The sequence below is a fragment of the Pantoea sp. SIMBA_079 genome, from assembly GCF_046940275.1.
Classification (GTDB): domain Bacteria; phylum Pseudomonadota; class Gammaproteobacteria; order Enterobacterales; family Enterobacteriaceae; genus Pantoea; species Pantoea borealis.
Genome location: NZ_JAWRYR010000001.1, coordinates 114,959 through 139,488, shown reverse-complemented (window position 1 = coordinate 139,488; position 24,530 = coordinate 114,959). Strand labels below are relative to the sequence as shown.

The following is a 24,530-nucleotide window of genomic DNA, read 5'->3' as shown; positions in this document are numbered from 1 at the left end:
GCTGCATTGTTGAGAGCAGGTTTATTCTCAGCGAGGTGCAGTATGGCAATGTCGAAAACGCAGAGTGAAAAGTGGCAGCGGTGGCTGAGCTTTTCTGCTTTTACCCTGGCAGGTATTGCGCTGGAGGGAGGTCAGCCCGCTGCGGCGGCGCAGACTGCACCGCGTCCGGCGGCAAAAGCCCGGCGCTGGCGTGGCGTACAGTAGATCAGATGCTGAGCCCGCTTAATGCCGGCCTGCGGATAAATGCGGATATCACAGAATAAAGCAGGAAAGGTGGCGCGCAGCCCGCAGGGCGGCGCGCCAGATACTCAGAACTGGTAAACCAGACCCAGCGCCACAATGTCATCGGTATTGATACCGGCATTGTTGGTAAAGGTGTTATCATCCAGCAGATTGATCTGATAATCCACATAGGTCGACATGTTTTTATTGAAGTAATAGGTCGCGCCCACGTCGATATATTTTTTCAGGTTCTGGCTGCCATAACCTTCAATATCTTTACCGCGTGAATTGACGTAAGCCAGTGACGGACGCAGGCCGAAGTCAAACTGATACTGCGCAACCACTTCCCAGTTGTCCGCTTTGTTGGCATAACCGAAAGCGTCAGAATCCACTGAACCAAAACGCGTTGCGTTGTAAGAGCGGGTATACATCGCAGCCAGATAAATATTGTTTGCGTCATATTTCAGGCCGCCGGTATAAGCTTCCGCTTTATCACCCTGACCCAGTACACCTGCAGCATTCTGGTTATTGGTGCGATCGGACTGGAACATCGCACCGCCCAGTGCCAGACCATTACCTAAATCATAGGTGGTGCTCAGGCCCCAGCCGTCACCGTTTTCACCCAGAACATCACGGCCAGAGGCGGATTCAGTCGGGTTGTCATTTTTGCCCTGGTACTGAACGGCAACGTTCCAGCCATCCACCAGACCAAAGAAATTATTATTACGGTAAGTTGCCATACCGTTACCGCGCTGGAACATAAAGTTGTCCGCGCCATAAGTATCGCCACCAAACTCCGGCAGGACGTCAGTCCATGCGCCAATATCATACGCAATGCCGTAGTTGCGGCCGTAATCGAAAGAGCCAGCGTCACCAAAACGCAGACCGGCAAAGCCGACGCGGGTATAGCTGTCTTTGGTGCCTTCGCTCTCAGCCGTGTTCAGCGCGGCCTGGTATTCCCACTGACCGTAACCCGTCAGCTGATCGGTCACCTGAGTTTCACCTTTAAAACCAAAGCGCAGGTAAGACTGGTCACCGTCTGAGCCATCGTTGTCAGAGAAGTAGTGCAGACCATCTACTTTGCCGTAGAGGTCGAGTTTGTTGCCATCTTTATTATAGATCTCGGCTGCGCTTGCTGAACCCGCCACCAGCAGTGCCGGGATCATCAGGGAGAGAACGCGACGATTCATTTATTTACCCTCGGTTATGTGCCTTTATAGTTATGCCACTGCAAACTGAATGTTAAAAATTCAGCCGGCAATTCATTGTTGTTTTATAGTGGGCAATAATCTATCAGGAAAATGATACTAAATTTCCGAAAGTGTTTCAGTTGATTACAAATTTATTGCCACATGTAAATATCGTGGAACTAATAATCAGCACGCATTGATAAAAAATAAAGCACAAATAAACAAACGTAATTAAATTCCTTTTAACTCAACACAATGCGTTAATTTAATGCCGCACTGAATGATAAAACTTTGTTGCCGTCAGCCTCTACAATTATCAACGCTATCATCATTTATTTTATTATTATCTTCATTCACCCCGAATGAGTGTTTTACCCTGATTCCCGCCGGACATATTTGTCCGGCATTTTTTTATCTGCTCTGTTTTCCCGCCAGTATAATAACGCAATCAGCGCTCACGCAGCGCTTCAGTCGCTTTATTCAGTGGCTTAAGCAGATAATCCAGCACCGATTTTTGCCCGGTTTTTATCTCTACATCTGCCAGCATACCCGGCAGCACAGGAAAGTGCTGTCCGCGCCGGGTGGTCAGCGTTGCCGTCTGCGTTCGCACATAGACCCGAAAATAGGGTGGCTCGCGCGGGTCGCTCCCCTCCAGCGTATCCGGTGATACGCTCTCAACGATGCCCGGCAGATCGCCATAAATAGCGGTATCATACGCAGTGATTTTTACCGTTGCAGGCAATCCGGCACGGATCCAGGCGATATCCCGTGGCGCAACGCGCGTCTCGATCAGCAGCCGATCTTCCAGCGGGACGATCTCCATCAGTTTGCCGCCTGGCTCGACCACACCGCCCGGCGTGGTAATCGCTATCGCTTTAACGATGCCATAAACCGGCGAAAGCAGTGCAGTACGCGTCAGCTGATCTTCTCTGCCTGCGGCAACCTGCAGCTGCGCATCCAGCTCTGCGCTGTTTTTGACCTGTTCTTCGTGCGTCCGCACCGCGTAATCGTTGCGCACCTCATCGATTTTTCCCTGCAGATCGCTGACCTGGCGCCGCAGCCGGATCGCTTCGACTTTCCCCGCCGCGCCGCGGGCCACCAGCGGCTCAGTCAGGTTGAGTTCTGCCTGTACCAGCGTCAGCGACTGCTGAAGATTCTGCAGCGTTATCGCCAGATTTTGCCGGCGCGACTGATAGAGCTGGCTTTCACGCGCAACCAGCTGCGGGTAGCGGCGAATATCCGTGCTGAACTGCAGGGGTCGATCGCTGAGCTCGGCATCCAGCCGCTCTGCCGTTGCCCGCAGTGTGCGTACTCTGGCGCTGGCTTCGCCATAGCTGGACTGGTAGCGGGCGGGATCGAGCGTGGCCAGCAGCTCGCCCTTACGAACAATATCGCCCTCGCGCACGCTGAGCTGTTTGAGGATCCCGCCATCCAGATTGTTGATAATCTGTGCCCGGCTGGAGGGCGTAACTTTGCCGCTGCCTGTTGTGACCTCATCCAGCACGGCCACGTGCGCCCAGATCAGCAGCAGCAGCAGCGTAAGCGCGCAGAGCCAGATAATGCGCGACGCCGCCGCCTCGTTATCCGTGTTCATCTGCCACCTCCGGCTGCGGAGTACTGCGCTGCAGAATGGCATCGCGCGGGCCATCAGCCACGATTTCGCCGTTCTTCATGACGATAATCCGATCAACCAGCCCCAGCAGCGCCGGACGATGCGTGACCAGCACCAGTGTACGCCCCGGCAGCCACTGCGCCAGCTGACGGATCACCTGCGCCTCCAGAGGTTCATCCAGCGCCGCCGTAGGCTCATCCAGCAGTACAATCTGCGGCTGACGCAATAGCATCCTGCTGAGCAGAATCATCTGCCGCTGACCGCCAGAGAGCCCGCGTCCGCCTTCATGAATGAGACGATCAAGCGCGGCGGCATCCTGCTGCAGCAGCGATAACGCCCCGCTTATGCGCAGCGCCTGCAGCATCTCCTGCTCGGTGGCGTGCGGGTTACCAAGCAGCAGGTTCTGCCGCAGGGTGCCGAAAAACAGGCGCGCCTCCTGCGACAGCCAGCCGAGCTGCCGCCGCAAATCTGCCGGATCGAGCTGCTGCATGCTGACGCCGTCAATCATAATGCGCCCGCTGACGGGCATCGCCTGCCCCGCCAGGATTTTCAGCAGGGTCGATTTCCCTGCCCCCACCCCGCCGAGAATCGCTATACGCTCGCCGGGGCGGATTGTCAGGCTATCGATAGCAATTGTCCGCAGGCTGTTTTCATCATAGTGATAGCGTACCTGCTGCAGCTGATAGTGTCCGCTGAGCACCGGCGCATAAGCCGGCATGCCGTTCTGTGGCTGGTCAACCGGCTTTTTAAGCAGCTCGTTGAGTCCGGTCATGGCGCTGCGCGCATGCTGCCAGCGCGAAAATACCAGCGTCAGCTGCATCAGGGGAGCGAGCGTACGCGCGGAGAGCAGGCTGCTGGCCACCAGCGTACCGGTAGTGATCTGGTTGTTCAGGATCAGATACACCCCGGCAACCAGCATTCCCGCATAGGTCAGCTGCTGCACGCTGCCCGCCCAGCCGGTGAGGCGCGCGCCCCACAGCCGCTGCTGACTGGCGAGCGTCGCACTGACCTCATGCGTCTGTTCCCACTGCCGCTGGAACCAGGCCTCCGCCTGCAGCGCCTTGATATCCTCCACCCCCTCCAGCGTCTCTACCAGCAGCGCCTGCCGCAGAGCACTTTCACGCTGGCCCTGCTTCGCCAGCCGCGCCATCGGGATCTGTACCAGCAAACCCGGGATCACAATCAGCGGGATCGCCAGCAGCGGCACCAGCACCAGCCAGCCGCCAATCGCTGACAAAATAAACAGAAACAGCACGACAAAGGGGATATCTGCCGCAGCGCTGACCGTGGTAGACGTCAGTAACTCGCGTACCTGCTCGACCTCACGCAGCTGCGCAATAAAAGCGCCGGTTGAGCGCGGCCGCGCCTCGTTGCGAATGCGCAGCGCACGGGCAAAAAGCTGCGCCGAGAGGGCCAGATCGATCCGCTTGCCCATCCCGTCAGCAACCCGGGTACGCGCCAGCCGAATCAGATATTCCATCAACGCAGCAAGCAGCACCCCGCTGAACAGCACCCATAGCGTGGGTTGGGAGCGGGCCGGTATGACCCTGTCGTACACCTGCATTGAGAACAGGATGCCCGCCAGCGCCAGCAGATTGCTGACCAGCGAGGCGAGACTGATTTCAGCCAGACGCCGTTTCATGGGCCGAAAATGCTGCCAGAACCAGTGTGGCTGCCAGGGACGCACAAACGTATCCATCCGCACATCCCGTGCGCGGGCCGCCAGCGTAATCACGCCCACTTCCGGCTGCGCCTGTGCCAGCAGGTCGCTCAGCGGGGCTGAGCGCACACCGTCGCCGCCCGCACTCAGCCAGTACTGCACCCTGCCCTCCTCATCTGCCGACTCTGCCAGCGCCAGCGTGCCGTCATTCAGGCGCAGCAGCAGCGGCATCACGGCCTGACGCCAGCGCAGTTTGCGTGCGCTGACAAATTGCAGCACCAGCCCCATGCGCTGCGCCAGGTCGGTCAGCTGCGCCTGCGGCGATGCTGCTGCCAGCCACTGAAGCTGCAGGCGGCGGCGATCGGTGGCGATCCCCAGCACGGCCGCAGCCCGGTCCAGCGCAGCAATCGCTTCGTCGCGTGTATGCGAGGGTGAACGCATCCCTGAGTCGCCTTATAAAAAAAATGATGGCCTGCCTGTGCCGCAGGTAACTTATACCAGTGCCGCTACCGGTTGCTGCTGCAGATGATCGGCCAGCGTCCAGGCAGTGTCGCTGCTGCCGTAATGGTGATCAGGCTCGCTGACCATCGCCGTGGCCCCGGGTATGGCGTCTCCGGCACCATAGTGCGCCAGCAGGGTATCAATAGCCGTTGCGCTGAAATCGCTGCTCCCGGCATCGCCATTTACCGTGACCGTCTGGACGGCGCTGGCCAGATTGCCGGCCTTGTCCTGGGCACTGACGCTCATCTGATAGCTGCCCGGCTCCAGCGTCGCCAGCTGGCCCGCCAGAATGGTCAGCGACCACTCTCCGCTCTCCTCTACCGCGGCACTGTAGTGCTGATCGCCCAGCGTCACGGTGACCAGACTTCCCTGTGCCAGATGAAGAGAACTGCCCTGGATAAGATGCCAGTGATCCACCTCATCATGCGCAATAACGCCATCGCCAAACGGCTGCTGCAGCGTCAGCGACGGCAGCTGATGAATCGCCACGGTGAACAGATCGCTGAGGGTCTGGCTATCGTGATTACCGTAGCTGTCCCAGCGCTCAGCGATAGCGCTGACAGGCCCATCCGGCAGCGCCTGCAGATCGGCCACGCTGAGCGTGACCATGCCATCGACTGGCGTGTACGCCTTGCCATTCAGCGTCAGCTGATTTACGCCCTCAAGATAAAAACTCAGCGTATGCTGCGCTTCCTGCGCGTTCAGAATGGTATCGCCGCCAATATTCATTTCGCAGTAAATGTCGGGCAACTGCGTCACGACGTTAAGCGTCAGCGTGCTGTCGGTGCTGTTGCCGGCGGCGTCGAGCGCATAAACGCGCACTTCGCCGGTCGAAATAAAGCTGCTGACCTCGCTGGCAGGAATGATCGCCTGCCAGTGACCCTGCGCATCGATAGCCGCATGAAAGACTGTCTCTCCGACGCAGAGCTCCAGCTTCTGGCCCGGAGCCAGTGCTGAGAGCGTACCGCTCAGCGTCAGGTCCTGCTGGCTCTCGGCAAAATTAATGACGTTGTCAGCGGTAACGCTGTCGAAGCTGATGTGTGGCAGGCTTTCCGGGTGTGTTACCAGCGTCAGCTCATGCTGTACCGTACTGGTTTTGCCATTGGGATCGCGGGCGCTGACCTGCAGCTGATATATCCCATCCGACAGCGCCTGCAGATCCTGCGGCGTAAACGTCGCCTGCCATGCGCCGTGCTCATCGACGAGGGCAGTGGTGCTTTTGTTTCCCAGCGTCAGAGTGACATGGCTGTTAAGCGGCATATGGGTGACCTGCCCGCTGATCTCCACGCCATAAATGCCCTCCGCTACGCTAATGGCGTTATCACCGCTCACGGGATGTACGCTGATCTCCGGCCTGAGAGTTTTATCTACGTAAACGCCAAACCCCACTTCGGTCGCGGTGCTGTTACCCGCTTTATCAGTGATGGTCAGCGTCAGACTGTAGTTGCCATCCGCTAATCCCTGTAATACTGAGGGGGGCATAGTTGCATTCCAGTAACCCCAGTGATTGACCGTGCTGTGCCAGCTTTCACCGTTGAAGCTGATTGTTACCGTTGCGCCCGGTTCCTGTTCTGCGCGACCGCGCAGGTGGATGGCGCGGCTGCTCTCCCAGGCAGCGATAACGCCATCCTGCGCCAGCGGCTCATAGGGGTGCAGTGCGGCCGGCGGCGTGGTGTCGGCACGACGCTGCTGACTGGCCATAACCGGGCTGGCACCCTCAGTGCCAGAGGTAAATAACGACGCGAACGATAGAGTGGATTGATCTGAAAACATAGGTAACCTCGTTACAGAGTACGTATTGCACCAGTGATTACCTGTATTAATGTTTCAGGCAGAGTGGTGCGCCATACAGGCCATAACAGTATGGCCCGTTTCGCCTGATGGAAACGGGTTACCCGCAGGTAACAAGGTTAAAGGTATGACGTTAAATGCGTGCTCCCGGTCGGGCTGGCACGCGTGACGATCTTGCTATAAGCGGCACCTTTAGCGGTGACCTGCCTTATCTTAGCGCGTTTTTCTGACTGCTGTCTGGTGGCAAAAATCCGGAAAATCGTTCTGAATTGCGCACCCGGCTAAAACCACAGTCAGCTAACCGCCTGCCGCTGATTGCATCAGTATATGTCATCAATTGACCGACTTAATTTGCGTTAAGTCACTTAATGTTTATCAGGCAGTACCAGGAAATATCTGGAAAAAATTCCGGCCTGGCTAAATGTCGGTAAGATGTCCGATTCCTGTGCAGCAGCAGGCAAGGCAAATTGCGCGTTAATTCCGCTGCACCCCCTGCTTTAATGCTAAACTTCGACGCTTTAACAGCGGATCAAAATAACTTCTATGACTGCACTGGACGCCGCACAGCCAGCCAAACTGCATCAGCGTGTTAATTTCGGCACGCGTACTGTTTTTCTTATCGCCGGGTTGAGTATGTCTGCCTGGGCGCCGCTTGTGCCTTACGCCAGCCAGCGCCTGCAGCTGAGTGGTGCCTCTCTCGGCGGGCTTCTGCTATGTCTGGGCATCGGTTCGCTGGCTGCGATGCCGGTTACCGGCACGCTGATTGGTCGTTTTGGCTGCCGCCGAATCATGACCTGCTCTGCGCTGCTGATTCTGGCCGTGTTGCCGCTGCTGGCCACGCTGGACCAGCTTTGGCTGATGGCATTGACGCTGATGCTGTTTGGCGCCGGACTCGGCATGCTGGATGTTGCCATGAACGTGCAGGCGGTTCATGTGGAAAAAGCGGCACGCAAACCCATGATGTCCGGCTTTCACGGCTTTTTTAGCCTGGGCGGTATTATTGGCGCCGGCGCGGTGAGTCTGCTGCTGGGGGCCGGGCTGACGCCGCTGCAGGCCATCAGTATTATGATGGTGCTGATTGCCGTGCTGCTCTGCTGCAGTCTGCCAACGTTAATGAGCGAGCGACTGCGTCAGGCCGATGAGCCCTGGCTGGTGATCCCGCGTGGCTGGGTCGCTTTTCTCGGCTGTCTCTGCTTTATTCTGTTCCTCGCCGAAGGCGCCGTGCTGGACTGGAGCGCCCTGCTGCTGCTGCAGAGTCCGGGCATCAGCGTGGCCTATGCCGGGCTGGGCTATGCGGTGTTCTCGGTTGCCATGACGATTGGACGGCTGACCGGCGATAAAATCATTCAGCGTTTTGGCCGCTATCGGGTCATGCTTACCGGCGCGCTGGCTGCCAGTGCAGGTATGACGCTGGCCGTGCTGGTTCCCTGGCCGCAAGCGGCACTGCTGGCATTTCTGCTGGTAGGATTCGGACTGGCGAATACGGTGCCGATGCTGTTTAATGCCGCCGGCAACCAGCAGACCATGCCTGTTAATCTGGCGATATCGGCCATGACAACGTTAGGCTATGCGGGTATTCTCTCAGGCCCGGCGTTGATCGGCTTTATTTCCCAGTGGCTCACACTGAGCGGTGCATTCCTGCTGATTGCTCTGATGCTGCTGGCTGTCGCTGCCAGCGCACGACGGGTTACGCGTTAATTGCAGGATCCTGAGACTCACTATGCTTTATAAATTTCCACTGACTTCCGGCAACGTTACACGCTTTGTCGTGGTGTTCAACCTGGTGCTGCTGCTGGCACTGGGTGCGATGGTACATAACAGCGTCAGCGCCTGGATCGCTGAGAAGCGCTATGCCATGACCGATCTGGCGCGTGATATGCAAAAGCGCATCGATGCTTACCGCTTCGCCACCTGGCAGATTTACGAAAACCTCGCTACCAGTGCTGCCGGTTCTGCTCCCAACAGCACGCTGCAGGAGACCCGGCTACGCCCGGATGTCTACTATCTGGAAAAAACGCGCCGTAAAACGGAAGCGCTGATCTTTGGTTCGCATGACGGCAGTACGCTGGATATGACCATGCGTATGTCCGGCTACCTCGATACCTTATGGGGGGCAGAAAACCCCGCGTGGTCGATGTATTTTCTGAATGGTCAGGATAACAGCCTGATCATGATCTCTACCCTGCCGCTGAAAGATATGGCGACGCGCTACAAAGAGAGCGCGCTGAATACGCTGGTCGACAGCCGCCGTGCTGAGATGCTGCAGCAGGCTAACGCCCTGGATGAGCGCGAAAGCTTCTCGCCGCTGCGTCATTTCACCTGGCAGAACGATCACTATTTTACGCTGCGCACGACCTTTAACCAGCCGGGTCACCTGGCGACAGTGGTTGCGTTTGATCTGCCGGTTAACGATCTGGTGCCGCAGAACCTGCCGCTGGAGAATTTTCAGCTGCGTCAGGATGCTACCCAGAGCAGCAGCACTGATGATGGCAGCGACGGCACCACCAGCGTTACCCTGGTCAACCCCGATCTGGAGATTGCCGCCTCGCTGCCCAGTACGCCGCTGCAGCTGGTTTATCGCGTACCGCTGCTTAACCTCGCGCTGGATACGCTGCATAACCTGATGTGGCCGCTGCTGATCAATCTGCTGCTCTTTCTGCTGTCGATTGCCGGCATGACCCTGCTGCGTCAGCAGGCGCTGCGCCCGAATGAGAATCAGAGCGCAGAGCTCGATTCGTTGCGTATGCTGAATGAAGAAATTGTCGCCAGCCTGCCGGTCGGGCTGCTGGTGTACGATTTCGCCACTAACCGCACTTTGCTTAGCAATAAGATTGCCGATCACCTGCTGCCGCACCTGAATCTGCAGAAGATTATTAATATGTCTGACCAGCATCAGGGCGTGCTGCAGGCGACTATCAATAATGAAGTGTATGAGATCCGCCATGCGCGCAGCGTGCTGTCACCGCATACGCAGCTGTTTATGATGCGCGATCAGGATCGCGAACTGCTGGTCAATAAGAAGCTGCAGAAAGCACAGCAGGTACTGGACCGCAATCACCAGATGCGTCAGCAGCTGATGCAGCAGCTCGGCCATGCCCTGAATCGCCCGCTGCAGGATATGGTGACGCGCCTGGTCCAGCTCAGCCAGCGTAGCGACGATGAGAGCGTGCTGGATCTGCTGGATGAGAGCCAGCGGCTGGCCCGCCTGGTGGATGACATTGTGCTGCTGAACCGGCTGGAAGCGCATGACTGGTCGCCGGAAGCGAGCGCATTTAATCTGCAGGATCTGCTGGACGAAATCGCGCTGGAGAGCCTGCCGCTGCTGCGGCGCAAGGGCCTGACGCTGGTGGTCAATAATCAGCTGGCGAATGATGAAATGCGCAGCGGCGATCGCCGCGCGCTGCGCAAGGTGCTGACCACCCTGATGCATTATGCGCTGACCACCACGCAATGGGGCAAAATCACGCTGGAGGTTAAAACGCCGGCGGATAAACCCGATGTACTGCAGCTCCAGCTGGTCGACACCGGCTCCGGGCTGACCGCGGATGAACTGACGAACGCCGATTTTCCCTACCTTGGTGAGACGTCACAGGATCGTTTCGGCCAGGCTTCCGGAATGGCCTTTTTCCTGTGTAAACAGCTCTGCAAACAGATGGGCGGTCAGTTAGACATTATCGCTAAACCCGATATCGGCACGCGCTATAACATTCAGCTGCCGCTCGCGCTGCAGCCGCTGCTGGATGAGCAGGAAGAAAAATTACTGGAGGGCGTGACTGCCCTGGTCGATATAGCAGTTGAAGATGTACAGAAAATCGTCTGTCGCCATCTGGAGAACTGGGGGGCGAAGTGCCTGACCTCAGATGAACGGCTTTCTGGTCAGGAGCATGACGTTCTGATCACGGACGACCCTGAACGTCTCAGCGGCTGGGCGTTACTGCTGGCGGGCGATGAGCTGGGGCACCACGCCCTGAGCGACAGGCAGTATCGCGTGAACTATAACCTCAGCAACGCCCTGCTTGACGCACTGCTGGCCCTGATTGAGAAGCAGCTGGCCAGTGATTTGATGGAGGAGAGTGAAGAAAATGAGGCTGCCACACCGCTGTTAAGCGGCGGCTATTTCCAGCTGTTTACCGAGACAGTACCGCCTGATGTCAGGAGGCTGTATACTGAAGCGTCGGATAGTGACTATCCTTCTCTTGCTCAGACAGCGCATCGCCTGAAAGGCGTTTTTGCCATGCTCAATTTGCTGCCGGGTAAACAGCTTTGTGAAGCGTTAGAACAGCATATTAAAATGTGCGACGATTTAACCATTAAAAATACCACCAGTGAAATTGACGCCTATGTCAATCAACTGCTGCAGCAAGGTAACCAATAAGATGAATAACCTGAACGTAATTATTGCCGACGACCATCCCATTGTTCTGTTTGGTATCCGTAAGTCTCTGGAACAGATTGAATGGGTTAACGTAGTAGGTGAGTTTGAAGACTCTACAGCACTGATCAACAGCCTTTCTAAGCTGGACGCGAATGTTCTGATCACCGATCTCTCTATGCCTGGCGAGAAGTATGGCGACGGCATTACCCTGATTAAGTACATCAAGCGTCACTACCCCGATCTCTCGATCATTGTTCTGACCATGAACAACAATCCGGCGATCCTGAGTGCCGTGCTGGATCTCGATATCGAAGGGATTGTGCTGAAACAGGGCGCCCCGACCGATCTGCCAAAAGCGCTGGCCGCGCTGCAGAAAGGCAAAAAATATACGCCGGAAAGCGTCGCTAAGCTGCTGGAGAAGATCAGCGCAGGCGGCTATGGTGACAAGCGTCTGTCGCCGAAAGAGAGTGAAGTACTGCGTCTCTTTGCTGAAGGTTTCCTCGTGACTGAGATTGCCAAGAAGCTGAACCGCAGTATCAAAACCATCAGTAGCCAGAAGAAATCAGCCATGATGAAACTGGGTGTGGATAACGATATTGCGCTGCTGAACTATCTCTCCTCGGTCAGCGCCACGCAGATCGACAAAGATTAATCTTTGCGGGCGGCCTGCGGGCCGTCCGATTCTTCCTGTGCGCTCCGGTGATCCACACCGCAACGCCTCGCCCTCTCCTCTTCCGCTATCGTCTTCTTCGCTGATCTCCGGCCTGACAACAGCATGCGGTTACTGAACCGCACACATTATGTCTGGCGCCCGGTACGCACGCGCGCAGCATAGCGTGCCAGAGTGACTTTCAGCTCATCCAGCGTCACCGGTTTTGACAGGCAGTTATCCATACCGGCATCCATACAGCGTTGCTTCTCTTCCGCCAGCGCATTGGCAGTGACGCCAATTACCGGGAAGACATGCCCCAGCTGGCGCAGGCGCTGCGTCAGGCGATAACCATCCATGTTCGGCATGTTGACGTCGCTCAGCACGATGTCGATATGATTGCGGCTCAGCACGTTAAGCGCATCAACGCCATCCTGCGCCGTTTTGGTCTGGTAACCCAGCGTGCCGAGCTGCTCCGACAGCAGCATACGGTTGATGGGATGATCATCCACAATCAGAATAGTAATATCTTCATTGCTGCTGGCATTTTCAGCTGCAGGCGGCGGCAGTGGCGTGGTGGTATCGCTGTCAATCGTGATGCGGTAAATACGCCCCAGCAGCAGCGGCAGGTCGTGCAGCGTTGCGCTGCTCTGCACCCAGACGCCCGGCGACCGTTCCTGCGGCATGTCGATATGTTCACCGCAGATCAGAATGCGCGCGCGCACCGCCTGCATCAGTGAATCATCGTGATCGCTTATCACCACATCGTCGCTTTCAGCCTGCCCCTGCCATGCCGCCGCTTTGAGTCCCTGTTGCTGCAGCAGACGCAGCAGAAACGCAGCGAGATAATCATTGCGCAGATCGAGCCAGATCGCTTTCTCCTGCAGGCCATCCAGCAGCGGCGGTGCCGGCTGCTGGCCGGCGTAGATCGGAATACGCACAATAAACTGGCTGCCCATACCCGGTTCAGAATCGACCTCGATATCGCCATCCATCATGTTGATCAGCTTTTCACAGATCGCGAGTCCCAGCCCGGTACCCTGGAAGTTGCGCTGGACGCCGGACCCTACCTGGAAGAAAGGATCAAACAGTCGCGTTACCTCTCTGGCCGGAATGCCAACCCCGGTGTCGCGCACGCGAAAGGCGAGATACCCCTCTTTGACATAGGCGTGCAGAATAATGCAGCCGGTGTGGGTAAATTTAATGGCGTTATTAAGCAGGTTGGAGATCACCTGCTGCAGCCGCAGCGGATCGCCATCCAGCGCCAGCGGCACATTGTTTTCCATGAAAACATAGAGCGTAAGGCGCTTGCGCACTACCAGCGATAAATAGTTGCTGGTGATATGGTTAATGACCTCACGCGGTGAGAAGGGGCGCGGCTCAATCTTCAGCTGTTCTGACTCTATCTTTGAGAAGTCGAGAATGTCGCTGATAATTTTCAGCAGCAGGCTGGAGGAGTTATTCATCGCAGTAACCAGTGACTCCACCCCTTTGGGCAGGCTTTTGGTTTGCAGCAAATCGAGGTTACCGATGATGCCGTAAAGTGGCGTGCGCAGTTCATGGCTGACGGTTGCAAGGAACATCGATTTCGACTGGCTCGCCTGTTCGGCGGCGTGTGCCATTTCCTGCAGCGACTGCTCCATACGTACGCGGGAGGAGACATCAACCAGCACGCAGATGGCCACATTTTCATTGCGGTAGCGCGAGTGCACAAAGCTGATCTGCAGGTTGGTATTACTGCCGGTCAGCACATCAACAAAATTCACCTGCTGGCCGCTGATGATTTCGTTAAGCCGCTGGCGATCTTCCTGCGTCAGCAGCGTAAGGTAGTTGTGTGCCAGTTCGTTACTCAGAATATTGGTGCCATCGCTGGTGCGCAGGATGCAGATCCCTACCGGCGCCGATGCGACAATTTTACGGTTAAACTGCTCATGCTCTTCCAGCCGGTGTGCGTTATCTTCCGCCGGCAGGAACATGCGGCGCTCGAATATCCACGCCAGGGTGAAAAGCAGAATCGCACTGAAAATGTTGAGCAGCAGCGCGTTAAGCAGCAGCAGCCGCAGCTGATCCACCATCACCGAGGTGGGCAGAGACCAGATGATATTCAGTTCTGATGGCGGCAGCGGCTTTTTCAGCACCAGCTGGCGATAGCTATCGAGGTAGCCAAACCAGGTGTTCTCATCCGGCAGATCGTCCAGCGCATAACCGGGTCCGCTACGGCGACTGCTCAGCAGCGGGCGATAATTTTCATCGGTGATGGTCGCCACCAGCGGCAGCCCGCCGGGCTGGATAAATTCATCCAGCCGGATATTCTGCTCAACGCCCAGCAGCGCCTGCAGTTTATTGGCGACGTAAACCGGAACGACCATATAGAAGTTGCCGTTTCCGGGCTGCGCGCTGTCGGTGATCCAGTACATCGGATTGCGCCGATCTTCCTCATTACTGTTGCGATAGTGCAGCACATGTTCACGCAGCGCCTTCATGCTGCGTTCACGATCTACCGGATTGCTGCTGCCAATGGTGAAATCAGCCAGGCACTGGCTCTCGCCGCCGATAAAAAATACGCGATTCAGCTCATAAGCCGCAGCAAAATTGCTTTTCCAGTAGTTGATAAAATAGCTGAGCGAGTCGAGCGAGTTACGCCAGGTATTGCTCATTGAGGTGCAGTCACCATCGGAAAAGAGCGGCGTAAACTGCGGCAGCGTGCTTTTGCCGGCGGGCAGGCCGTTGAGCATGTCCAGTCCGTTAGCGCTGCTGCTAAGGCGGTTTTCCGTGATGTACTTTAGTTCGCGCATGACGTCAGCCGAGTGCCGGACGTACCACTCTGCTTTACCGTAATTCGCCGCGAACTCCTGGCGTATTCCATTCTCTTTTTCATGCAGCACATTGATGATATAGAAGGTGGTCAGCAATGCACCCAGCGACCAGAGCAGCAGCGCCAGCGCCCGAAAAAGATAGCGCGAGATACGAAGCGTGGTACGAAAGGAGACGAGATATTTCAAGAGAGGCTCACTGGCGGTAACGGTTAACAGGACCCAAAAAGGTGCACATACACTAGCTTTATCGCTGCGAAAAAGCCAGTTGGTGCAGGGTGCAGGACGAAAACTCAGATAATAAAACGGCAGGTCGGTTGCCCTGACCTGCCGCTGCTAAGGTGCATCAGACAGTTATGCGTCGTCTTCTGCGTCCGGTGCCTCGTCATCGCTGTCGACTTCCGGCGCAATATCTTCTTCGCCTTCCGCCACGCTGCCGTCGATGGCATCCAGCTCCTCTTCTTCAACCGGCTCCGCCACACGCTGCAGGCCAACAACGTTCTCATCGTCCGCGGTGCGGATCAGGATCACGCCCTGCGTGTTACGGCCGACCACGCTGACTTCTGATACGCGGGTACGTACCAGCGTGCCGGCGTCGGTGATCATCATAATCTGATCGCCGTCCACTACCTGTACCGCACCGATGACCGGTCCGTTACGATCGGTGACTTTGATCGAGATAACACCCTGAGTGGCACGTGATTTAGTCGGATACTCGCTGTTAGCCGTACGCTTACCGTAACCATTCTGCGTAACGGTGAGGATTGCGCCCTCTTCACGCGGCACAATCAGTGACACCACTTTATCGTTTTCTGCCAGCCTGATACCGCGCACGCCTGAGGCTGAACGGCCCATGGCACGCACTGCACTCTCAGCAAAGCGCACCACTTTACCGGCGGCAGAGAAGAGCATCGCTTCATCATTGCCGTTGGTCAGCGCCACGCCGATCAGCTCATCATCTTCACGCAGGTTAATGGCGATGATGCCGGCACTGCGTGGACGACTGAACTCCTGCAGCGCAGTTTTCTTCACGGTACCGCTGGCTGTCGCCATAAAGATATTGAAGCCTTCGGTATACTCACGCACCGGCAGAATAGCCGTAATGCGCTCATTGGCTTCCAGCGGCAGCAGGTTAACGATAGGACGCCCACGTGCGCCGCGGCTCGCTTCCGGCAGCTGATATACCTTCATCCAGTAGAGACGGCCCCGGCTGGAGAAGCAGAGAATCGTGTCGTGAGTATTGGCGACCAGCAGGCGATCAATGAAGTCCTCTTCTTTGATACGTGCGGCTGATTTGCCCTTACCACCACGGCGCTGCGCTTCATAATCTGACAGCGGCTGATACTTAACGTAACCCTGATGCGACAGGGTAACAACCACATCTTCCTGATTGATCAGATCTTCAATATTGATATCTGCGCTGTTTGCAGTGATCTCAGTACGGCGCGCATCGCCAAACTGATCGCGCATCGCTTCCAGCTCTTCGCGGATCACTTCCATCAGGCGGTCAGCGTTCTGCAGAATGTGAATCAGGCCGGCAATCTGATCCAGCAGCTCTTTGTACTCATCAAGCAGTTTCTCATGCTCAAGGCCGGTCAGTTTCTGCAGACGCAGATCCAGAATCGCCTGAGCCTGCTGCTCGGTAAGATAGTAGCGGCCGTCACGAATACCAAATTCAGGCTCCAGCCACTCCGGACGTGCAGCATCATCACCGGCACGCTCCAGCATAGCGGCAACGTTGCCGAGATCCCATGCCTGCGCCAGCAGGGCACCCTTCGCTTCTGCCGGCGTTGGCGCGCGACGGATCTGCTCGATAATCGGATCGATGTTCGCCAGCGCAATCGCCAGACCTTCAAGGATGTGGGCACGATCGCGCGCTTTGCGCAGTTCAAAGATGGTGCGACGCGTCACCACTTCGCGACGGTGACGCACAAAGGCTTCGATGATCTCTTTCAGCGCCATGATCTTCGGCTGACCCTGGTGCAGTGCCACCATGTTGATGCCGAAAGAGACCTGCAGCTGCGTCAGCGAATAGAGGTTGTTCAGAACCACTTCACCCACGGCGTCGCGTTTAACTTCAATGACAATGCGCATACCGTCTTTGTCGGACTCGTCGCGCAGTCCGCTGATGCCTTCAACGCGCTTCTCTTTAACCAGCTCGGCAATTTTTTCAATCAGACGCGCTTTGTTGACCTGATAAGGGATCTCATTGACGATAATGGTTTCGCGGCCGGTTTTCGCATCAGTTTCGATTTCGCCACGCGCGCGGATGTAGATCTTACCGCGCCCGGTGCGGTAGGCCTCTTCGATACCACGACGGCCATTGATAAAGGCCGCAGTCGGGAAGTCCGGCCCGGTGATGTGCTCCATCAGCCCTTCTACGCTGATGTTTTCATCATCGATAAACGCGAGGCAGCCGTTGATCACTTCAGTCAGGTTATGCGGTGGAATGTTGGTTGCCATTCCCACGGCGATACCAGAGGAGCCGTTTACCAGCAGGTTAGGAATTTTGGTTGGCAGCACTTCCGGGATCTGCTCGGTGCCATCGTAGTTTGGCACAAAGTCGACCGTCTCTTTTTCCAGATCGGCCAGAAGCTCAGAGGAGATCTTCGCCATACGGACTTCGGTATAACGCATCGCTGCAGCGGAGTCGCCATCAACGGAACCGAAGTTACCCTGACCATCAACCAGCATATAGCGCAGGGAGAACGGCTGGGCCATACGGACAATACTTTCGTATACAGCAGAGTCACCGTGCGGGTGATACTTACCGATAACGTCACCTACCACACGGGCAGATTTCTTATAGGCTTTATTCCAGTCGTTACCCAGTTCGCTCATGGCGTAAAGCACGCGGCGATGCACCGGCTTCAGGCCATCACGGACATCGGGTAAGGCTCGGCCAACAATGACCGACATGGCGTAATCGAGGTAGGAGTTTTTCAGCTCTTCTTCGATATTGACCGGTGTAATTTCTCTCGCAAGGTCGCTCATGGAGCCGCTATCCCTCTACTTAATCCCGGATTTTAAAGGTGCGAAAGTATATCACATTGCTTACGTGCGGTGAACGTAAAGCGGGGTTTTCTGGCGCTTTTCATTCACGCTGAGAGATGCCACCTGGCGTTTAAGCGTTTATACTCAGGAGATATTTTGCCAGGAGTCGTTATGCAATGAGTGAACAACCGCAGGAAAGCCGTCAGAACGTCGATCACAGTGAGATTGCCAAGTTTGAAGCGGTCGCTTCGCGCTGGTGGGATTTAGAGGGCGAATTTAAGCCGCTGCACCGTATTAATCCGCTGCGTCTGGGCTGGATTGCGCAGCACAGCAATGGCCTGTTTGGCAAAAAGGTGCTCGATGTCGGCTGTGGCGGTGGCATTCTGGCAGAGAGTATGGCGCGTGAAGGCGCGGAAGTGACCGGACTGGATATGGGCGCGGAACCGCTGGCCGTCGCGCGTCTGCATGCGGAAGAGAACGGCGTCAGCGTCAATTATATTCAGCAGACAGTGGAAGATCACGCTGACAGCCATGCCGGCCAGTATGACGTGGTGACCTGCATGGAGATGCTGGAGCACGTACCCGATCCGCGCTCGGTTGTTATGGCCTGCGCCCGCCTGGTAAAACCCGGTGGTGAAGTCTTTTTTTCTACCATCAACCGGAATCCAAAAGCCTGGCTGCTGGCAGTATTCGGCGCAGAATATGTGCTGCGCATGCTGCCGCGCGGTACGCATGACGCTAAAAAGTTTATCCGCCCGGCGGAACTGCTGGACTGGGTTGATGAAACCACGCTGCGTGAACGTCACATGATTGGCCTGCACTATAATCCGCTGACCAATAAATTCCGTCTCGGGCCAGGTGTGGACGTGAACTATATGATTCATACCCACGCTCAGGCTGATGCCGCAGACGAAACACGCTGATAGCAGAGGCTCGCGCTACAGGGCGAGCCTCTTTTCCTCTTCCCCGCTAGCCGATCTTCTCTGTTTCGTCTCTGCCATAATCACGGGTTCCGCGCCTTTGATTGAGATTTACGCGCTCAGTCATACTATTAAAAAAAAGTATGAAGCCGTTGACAGCTAACCCAGGCCTTATGCCACGCGGATCCAGGATTTTTCCCGGCTACCAGGACTGATTCTTTGCCAAAAATCAACTCTTGTTAAGCAAAGAATGCTGACTAAAATACTCACCATATAGTTAGTAAAACTTCCCGAACCCCCTATATATAGTGTTTATCCACAGGCTTACTCACAGCGAGCGGCTTGTGCATAGACCTTGTGAATAGTTAGGGGATAATTTCCTATTTCATGGACAGGTAAACACGCGACATGAACCAAAGTCTGCTCGTCACCAAACGCGATGGCCGTCAGGAACGCATTGATCTCGATAAAATTCACCGTGTACTCGACTGGGCGGCTGAAGGGCTGAACAACGTTTCAGTTTCTCAGGTTGAACTGCGCTCCCACATTCAGTTTTATGATGGCATCAGAACGTCTGATATCCATGAAACCATCATCAAAGCTGCAGCCGATCTGATTTCGCGCGATGCGCCGGATTATCAGTATCTGGCCGCACGTCTGGCTATCTTCCACCTGCGTAAAAAAGCCTACGGCCAGTTTGAGCCGCCGAAGCTTTACGATCAGGTCGTGAAAATGGTGGAGCTGGGCAAATATGACCGCCACCTGCTGGAAGATTACAGCACCGAAGAGTTTGAGCTGATGGACAGCTACATCGATCACTGGCGTGATATGAACTTCTCTTACGCTGCCGTTAAGCAGCTGGAAGGAAAATATCTGGTGCAGAACCGCGTCAGCGGCGAGATCTATGAGAGCGCCCAGTTCCTGTATATCCTGGTCGCGGCCTGCCTGTTCTCGAACTATCCACGCGATACGCGCATGAGCTACATCAAGCGCTTTTATGACGCGATCTCCACCTTTAAGATCTCGCTGCCGACGCCAATCATGTCTGGCGTGCGCACCCCAACCCGTCAGTTCAGCTCCTGCGTCCTGATTGAGTGCGGCGACAGTCTGGATTCTATTAACGCCACCTCCAGCGCCATCGTGAAATATGTGTCACAGCGTGCCGGTATTGGTATCAATGCAGGCCGCATCCGTGCGCTGGGCAGCCCGATTCGCGGCGGTGAAGCGTTCCATACCGGCTGCATTCCGTTTTATAAGCATTTCCAGACGGCAGTGAAATCGTGCTCTCAGGGCGGCGTACGCGGCGGTGCCGCCACGCTGTTCTACCCGATGTGGCATCTGGAAGTGGAAAGCCTGCTGGTGCTGAAAAACAACCGTGGTGTGGAAGGTAACCGCGTGCGCCACATGGACTACGGCGTTCAGATCAACAAGCTAATGTACACCCGCCTGCTGAAAGGCGAAGACATTACCCTGTTCAGCCCGTCAGATGTCCCGGGCCTGTATGATGCGTTCTTCGCCGATCAGGAAGAGTTTGAGCGTCTCTACACCAAATATGAAAAAGATGAGAGCATCCGCAAGCAGCGCGTAAAAGCGGTCGATCTCTTCTCGCTGATGATGCAGGAGCGCGCTTCAACCGGCCGCATCTACATCCAGAACGTCGATCACTGCAATACCCACAGCCCGTTTGATCCGGCGATTGCGCCAGTGCGTCAGTCTAACCTCTGCCTTGAGATTGCGCTGCCAACCAAGCCGCTTGACGATGTGAATGATGAAAACGGCGAGATTGCGCTCTGTACGCTTTCTGCCTTTAACCTCGGTGCTATCAACAGCCTCGACGATCTGGAAGAGCTGGCAGTACTGGCGGTGCGCGCGCTCGATGCACTGCTGGATTATCAGGACTATCCGATTCCGGCAGCACAGCGTGGCGCAATGGGTCGCCGTACGCTGGGTATTGGCGTCATTAACTACGCTTACTACCTGGCGAAGCACGGCGTGCGCTACTCAGACGGCAGCGCCAACAACCTGACGCACAAAACCTTTGAGGCCATTCAGTACTATCTGCTGAAAGCGTCAAATGAGCTGGCAAAAGAGCAAGGTGCCTGCCCGTGGTTTAAAGAGACCACCTATTCGCAGGGCATTCTGCCGATTGATACCTATAAAAAGGATCTGGACGCCGTCTGCAATGAACCACTGCATCTCGACTGGGAAGCGCTGCGTGAATCTATTACCACGCACGGCCTGCGTAACTCCACGCTCTCTGCCCTGATGCCGTCAGAGACCTCTTCGCAGATCTCAAATGCCACTAACGGTATTGAGCCGCCGCGCGGTCACATCAGCATCAAAGCGTCTAAAGATGGCATTCTGCGTCAGGTCGTGCCGGAGTATGAGCGCCTGAAAGATCAGTATGAACTGCTGTGGGAAATGCCTTCTAACGATGGTTATCTGCAGCTGGTTGGCGTGATGCAGAAGTTTATCGATCAGGCGATCTCCTCGAACACGAACTACGATCCGGGCCGCTTTGCCAATGGCAAAGTGCCAATGAAACAGCTGCTGAAAGATCTGCTTACCGCCTATAAGTTTGGTGTGAAGACGCTCTATTATCAAAACACCCGCGACGGCGCAGAAGATGCACAGGACGATCTGGCACCGTCAATTCAGGATGATGGCTGCGAAAGCGGCGCCTGCAAAATTTAACCGGCGACGCGTACTTATGTCAGGGCTGGCGCTGCCAGCCCGCTTCACTTTTTGGACTTAGTCATGGCTTATACTACTTTTTCACAGAATAAAAACGATCAGCTGAAAGAGCCGATGTTCTTCGGCCAGTCCGTGAACGTGGCGCGTTTCGATCAGCAGAAATATGACATTTTTGAAAAGCTGATTGAAAAGCAGCTCTCATTCTTCTGGCGTCCGGAAGAGGTCGACGTCTCACGCGATCGTATCGATTATCAGGCGCTGCCGGATCATGAGAAGCATATCTTCATCAGCAACCTGAAGTACCAGACGCTACTCGATTCTATCCAGGGCCGTAGCCCGAACGTCGCGCTGCTGCCGCTGATCTCTATCCCGGAGCTGGAAACCTGGATCGAAACCTGGGCGTTTTCTGAGACCATTCACTCACGCTCCTACACCCATATCATCCGCAACATCGTCAACGATCCGTCGCTGGTCTTTGATGATATCGTCACCAACGAGCAGATTCTGGCGCGTGCGCAGGATATCTCTAAGTACTACGACGATCTGATTGAGATGACCAACTACTGGCATCTGCTGGGTGAAGGCACGCATCAGGTCGCTGGTAAATCAGTTACCGTCAGCCTGCGTGCGCTGAAAAAGCAGCTCTATATCTGTCTCATGAGCGTCAATGCACTGGAAGCGATCCGCTTTTATGTCAGCTTCGCCTGTTCATTCGCTTTTGCCGAGCGTGAACTGATGGAAGGCAACGCCAAAATCATCAAGCTGATCGCGCGTGATGAAGCGCTGCACCTGACCGGCACCCAGCATATGCTGAACCTGCTGCGCAGCGGTGAAGACGATCCGGAGATGAAAGAGATTGCTGCTGAGTGCCGCGATGAGTGCTTCGAGCTGTTTAAAAAGGCGGCGCTGCAGGAGAAAGAGTGGGCAGAATATCTGTTCAGCGGCGGCTCAATGATTGGTCTGAACAAAGATATTCTGTGCCAGTACATTGAATACATCACCAATATCCGTATGCAGGCAGTGGGTCTCGATCTGCCCTTCCAGACCCGCTCTAACCCGATTCCATGGATCAACTCGTGGCTGGTGTCTGACAACGTGCAGGTTGCACCGCAGGAAGTGGAAGTAAGCTCCTATCTCGTGGGTCAGATCGACTCCGAAGTAGGCGAAGATGACTTCAACGATTTTCAGCTCTGAACATGAGCCGCGCTGTTGTTATCCTGCGCAGTTCAGGCTCCCGCCTGGAGTGCGCAGAGGATCATCCCAATTTGCTGACCACGCTGGAGGCGCATAACCTCTGCGTGGAATTTCAGTGCCGTGAAGGCTACTGCGGCTCCTGTCGTATGCGCCTGGTACGGGGCGAGGTTGATTACGCTGAAACCCCGCTGGCCTTTATTCAGCAGGGTGAAATCCTGCCCTGCTGCTGCAAGGCGCGCGGCGAGATTGAGATTGAGCTGTAACCGCCATTTCTGCTGATAGATTTCCCTGCTATTAGCTTCAGGTAAGTCGTCAGAGACGTTGCCCCTTGCTGCACCGGCATGAATCCATCCCTGGAGCCTGCCGCCGCGCCGTCCTGGCGCGGAGGCTGCTGCAAGCGGCAACGTCTCTCACGCCCCTGAGGCATATTTATTGCTGCCAGCAAACTTCAGCTTACCGCAGCACCAGCGTTGAGGGGCTGAGGGGATGTTAAGCTAAGCCGGACGTCACGCGGCATGGATGCCGCGTGCCGAGGCCCGCAGGGATGCGGGTTTTGCCGATCCGGGCGTGCTTAACATCCCCTCTGCCCATGCTGATGCTCGCTGCATAAAATATTTAATGCTTTACCGTTTCCAGGATGTCGATCCAGCCGTGTCCGGTAGAAACCTCACTGCCGTGCAGCCAGCGACGCAGCATGTTCATTGCCATCATCGCCACCACTTTCTGCCGGGTTTCCTGATTATGACGACTGTGTGAAAACTTCACCCGCTGTCCCCAGCCCGCTTCGGGCGTCTGCAGCACAATCGCGATTTCTCCCTCAGCCAGCTCACCGATAGAGAGCGCCAGAACGCTGCCCTGCTCTGCTGCCAGCGCACGTGTCCGATCAACCTGCGCTTCAAGCGTTTCTGCCTGCGGCGACAGGATCTCACCCGCGCTTAGCGGCACGCCTGCCGCGGCCAGCTGCCAGTGCAGAAAGCCCGCGGTAAACTGCTCACTGGTGGCGAGGCGGAACTCACGCTGCTGCAGTTCACGGGCCAGTAGCGCGGGCAGCCCTTCGGTGCCTTCAAAAATCGTACATTCGGCCAGCAGCAGCTTTACCTGCTGCCAGACCTGCTCCATCGCCACGCGCGCGCTGGCAGGTCCGGTAAGCTTGATTTCAATAATTGGCATCGAAGAGCGGTAGCCCATCACTACCCCCTCCGGCAGCGCCAGCGGTTCAAGCTCGGCCGCAATATCGCTCTCTCCGCGACCAAAAGTTGTCAGGCGCAGGCAGAGCGGCGGTTCAGGCAGGGTAAAACGTGCTTTCAGGCGCGGGATAATCTCCTGCTCCACCATCAATTTAAATTCTGACGGCACGCCCGGCGTAAAGAAAATCCAGCAGCGGTTGAGCTGAAGTGCGAAGCCGCAGGCTGTGCCCGCCGGGTTATCGATAAGCGTGGCATTAGCCGGGATCTCGGCCTGTTTGCGGTTGCTGGCGGCCATTACGCGACCGCGACTGGCAAACCAGGCCTCCATTTTTGCCAGCCATTCTGTCTGCAGTACCAGTTCGCAACCGCTGGCGGCCGCAGCAGCCTGCGCGCTCAAATCATCGGACGTCGGACCCAGTCCCCCGTTAACAATCAGGACATCTGCGACCTGGCTGCGGCTCTGTAATGCATCAATCAGCGACGGCAGCGCATCCCCTACGGTCATGCGGCTGGTCATCGGCAGGCCATGCTGAAACAGCACATCCGCCAGCCATGCCGCATTAGTATCCACTATTTGTCCATGCAGCACTTCATCGCCCGTGGCGAGCATCTCAACACGTATCACGTTGCATTCTCCTTGTCCTGGTTACGCTTTACTGTAGAAAGCAGACGAGGTAAACACAATCATCAAAAAGGGAAATCGGGAAAGAGATCGTAAACTGAGAAGA

At 56.0% G+C, this 24,530-nt stretch carries 15 protein-coding genes; 8 read left to right on the top strand and 7 right to left on the bottom strand.

Going from position 1 to position 24,530, the window contains the following annotated elements:
- The first annotated feature begins 42 nt into the window (after positions 1-42).
- Positions 43-204 carry a hypothetical protein gene (locus SB719_RS00640; RefSeq protein ID WP_167350667.1) on the top strand — a complete coding sequence of 54 codons (162 nt, stop codon included), beginning with the start codon at positions 43-45 and terminating at the stop codon, positions 202-204.
- Between the two features lie 104 nt (positions 205-308).
- Here SB719_RS00640 and ompC read toward each other — a convergent pair whose 3' ends face one another.
- The 4 genes from ompC to SB719_RS00620 form a co-directional block, all read right to left on the bottom strand.
- Positions 309-1,412, bottom strand: a complete 1,104-nt coding sequence (gene ompC, locus SB719_RS00635; RefSeq protein WP_292976342.1) for a porin OmpC — start codon at positions 1,410-1,412, stop codon at positions 309-311.
- 448 nt (positions 1,413-1,860) lie between these two features.
- Positions 1,861-3,006 carry an HlyD family efflux transporter periplasmic adaptor subunit gene (locus SB719_RS00630; protein WP_065648852.1) on the bottom strand — a complete coding sequence of 382 codons (1,146 nt, stop codon included), beginning with the start codon at positions 3,004-3,006 and terminating at the stop codon, positions 1,861-1,863.
- A complete protein-coding gene (locus tag SB719_RS00625; protein WP_314686164.1) occupies positions 2,993-5,125 on the bottom strand; it encodes a type I secretion system permease/ATPase in 2,133 nt (710 codons plus the stop codon). Before SB719_RS00625 ends, SB719_RS00630 begins: the two co-directional genes overlap by 14 nt.
- A gap of 51 nt (positions 5,126-5,176) precedes the next feature.
- Positions 5,177-6,886 carry an Ig-like domain-containing protein gene (locus tag SB719_RS00620; RefSeq protein ID WP_304233277.1) on the bottom strand — a complete coding sequence of 570 codons (1,710 nt, stop codon included), beginning with the start codon at positions 6,884-6,886 and terminating at the stop codon, positions 5,177-5,179.
- A gap of 633 nt (positions 6,887-7,519) precedes the next feature.
- On the opposite strand from SB719_RS00620, the gene SB719_RS00615 reads away from it, so the two are divergent.
- Genes SB719_RS00615 through rcsB form a run of 3 tightly spaced genes read left to right on the top strand, consistent with a single transcriptional unit; the run spans position 7,520 to position 12,003 of the window.
- Positions 7,520-8,674, top strand: coding sequence for an MFS transporter (locus SB719_RS00615; protein ID WP_065648850.1), 1,155 nt, complete (start codon positions 7,520-7,522; stop codon positions 8,672-8,674).
- A 22-nt stretch (positions 8,675-8,696) separates the two neighbouring features.
- A complete protein-coding gene (rcsD, locus tag SB719_RS00610) occupies positions 8,697-11,351 on the top strand; it encodes a phosphotransferase RcsD (RefSeq protein WP_065648849.1) in 2,655 nt (884 codons plus the stop codon).
- 1 nt (position 11,352) lies between these two features.
- Positions 11,353-12,003, top strand: a complete 651-nt coding sequence (rcsB, locus tag SB719_RS00605; RefSeq protein ID WP_033750421.1) for a response regulator transcription factor RcsB — start codon at positions 11,353-11,355, stop codon at positions 12,001-12,003.
- Between the two features lie 146 nt (positions 12,004-12,149).
- Here the strand turns inward: rcsB and rcsC are convergent, their stop codons facing one another.
- Complete coding sequence (rcsC, locus tag SB719_RS00600) at positions 12,150-15,002, bottom strand: two-component system sensor histidine kinase RcsC (RefSeq protein WP_304233290.1); 2,853 nt, start codon at positions 15,000-15,002, stop codon at positions 12,150-12,152.
- A gap of 165 nt (positions 15,003-15,167) precedes the next feature.
- Positions 15,168-17,807, bottom strand: a complete 2,640-nt coding sequence (gyrA, locus tag SB719_RS00595; RefSeq protein WP_065648847.1) for a DNA topoisomerase (ATP-hydrolyzing) subunit A — start codon at positions 17,805-17,807, stop codon at positions 15,168-15,170.
- Between the two features lie 176 nt (positions 17,808-17,983).
- Between gyrA and ubiG the strand changes: the two genes are divergently transcribed.
- The 4 genes from ubiG (at position 17,984) to yfaE (ending at position 22,878) form a co-directional block, all read left to right on the top strand.
- Positions 17,984-18,730: a bifunctional 2-polyprenyl-6-hydroxyphenol methylase/3-demethylubiquinol 3-O-methyltransferase UbiG gene (gene ubiG, locus SB719_RS00590; RefSeq protein WP_065648846.1), complete on the top strand. Its 747-nt coding sequence runs from the start codon at positions 17,984-17,986 to the stop codon at positions 18,728-18,730.
- A gap of 405 nt (positions 18,731-19,135) precedes the next feature.
- The gene (nrdA, locus tag SB719_RS00585; protein WP_065648845.1) at positions 19,136-21,421 is read left to right on the top strand and encodes a class 1a ribonucleoside-diphosphate reductase subunit alpha; all 2,286 of its coding nucleotides are present in this window, start codon (positions 19,136-19,138) and stop codon (positions 21,419-21,421) included.
- 63 nt (positions 21,422-21,484) lie between these two features.
- Positions 21,485-22,615, top strand: coding sequence for a class Ia ribonucleoside-diphosphate reductase subunit beta (gene nrdB, locus SB719_RS00580; protein ID WP_065648844.1), 1,131 nt, complete (start codon positions 21,485-21,487; stop codon positions 22,613-22,615).
- A 2-nt stretch (positions 22,616-22,617) separates the two neighbouring features.
- Positions 22,618-22,878, top strand: coding sequence for a class I ribonucleotide reductase maintenance protein YfaE (gene yfaE, locus SB719_RS00575; RefSeq protein WP_065648843.1), 261 nt, complete (start codon positions 22,618-22,620; stop codon positions 22,876-22,878).
- A gap of 352 nt (positions 22,879-23,230) precedes the next feature.
- Here yfaE and SB719_RS00570 read toward each other — a convergent pair whose 3' ends face one another.
- Positions 23,231-24,427: a nicotinamide mononucleotide deamidase-related protein YfaY gene (locus SB719_RS00570; RefSeq protein ID WP_412158755.1), complete on the bottom strand. Its 1,197-nt coding sequence runs from the start codon at positions 24,425-24,427 to the stop codon at positions 23,231-23,233.
- Positions 24,428-24,530: the final 103 nt, after the last annotated feature.

Coding starts and splice junctions, on each gene's coding strand:
- SB719_RS00640 (WP_167350667.1), top strand. CDS start 43: ATGGCAATGTCGAAAACGCAGAGTGAAAAGTGGCAGCGGTGGCTGAGC.
- ompC (WP_292976342.1), bottom strand. CDS start 1,412: ATGAATCGTCGCGTTCTCTCCCTGATGATCCCGGCACTGCTGGTGGCG.
- SB719_RS00630 (WP_065648852.1), bottom strand. CDS start 3,006: ATGAACACGGATAACGAGGCGGCGGCGTCGCGCATTATCTGGCTCTGC.
- SB719_RS00625 (WP_314686164.1), bottom strand. CDS start 5,125: ATGCGTTCACCCTCGCATACACGCGACGAAGCGATTGCTGCGCTGGAC.
- SB719_RS00620 (WP_304233277.1), bottom strand. CDS start 6,886: ATGGCCAGTCAGCAGCGTCGTGCCGACACCACGCCGCCGGCCGCACTG.
- SB719_RS00615 (WP_065648850.1), top strand. CDS start 7,520: ATGACTGCACTGGACGCCGCACAGCCAGCCAAACTGCATCAGCGTGTT.
- rcsD (WP_065648849.1), top strand. CDS start 8,697: ATGCTTTATAAATTTCCACTGACTTCCGGCAACGTTACACGCTTTGTC.
- rcsB (WP_033750421.1), top strand. CDS start 11,353: ATGAATAACCTGAACGTAATTATTGCCGACGACCATCCCATTGTTCTG.
- gyrA (WP_065648847.1), bottom strand. CDS start 17,807: ATGAGCGACCTTGCGAGAGAAATTACACCGGTCAATATCGAAGAAGAG.
- ubiG (WP_065648846.1), top strand. CDS start 17,984: ATGAGTGAACAACCGCAGGAAAGCCGTCAGAACGTCGATCACAGTGAG.
- nrdA (WP_065648845.1), top strand. CDS start 19,136: ATGAACCAAAGTCTGCTCGTCACCAAACGCGATGGCCGTCAGGAACGC.
- nrdB (WP_065648844.1), top strand. CDS start 21,485: ATGGCTTATACTACTTTTTCACAGAATAAAAACGATCAGCTGAAAGAG.
- yfaE (WP_065648843.1), top strand. CDS start 22,618: ATGAGCCGCGCTGTTGTTATCCTGCGCAGTTCAGGCTCCCGCCTGGAG.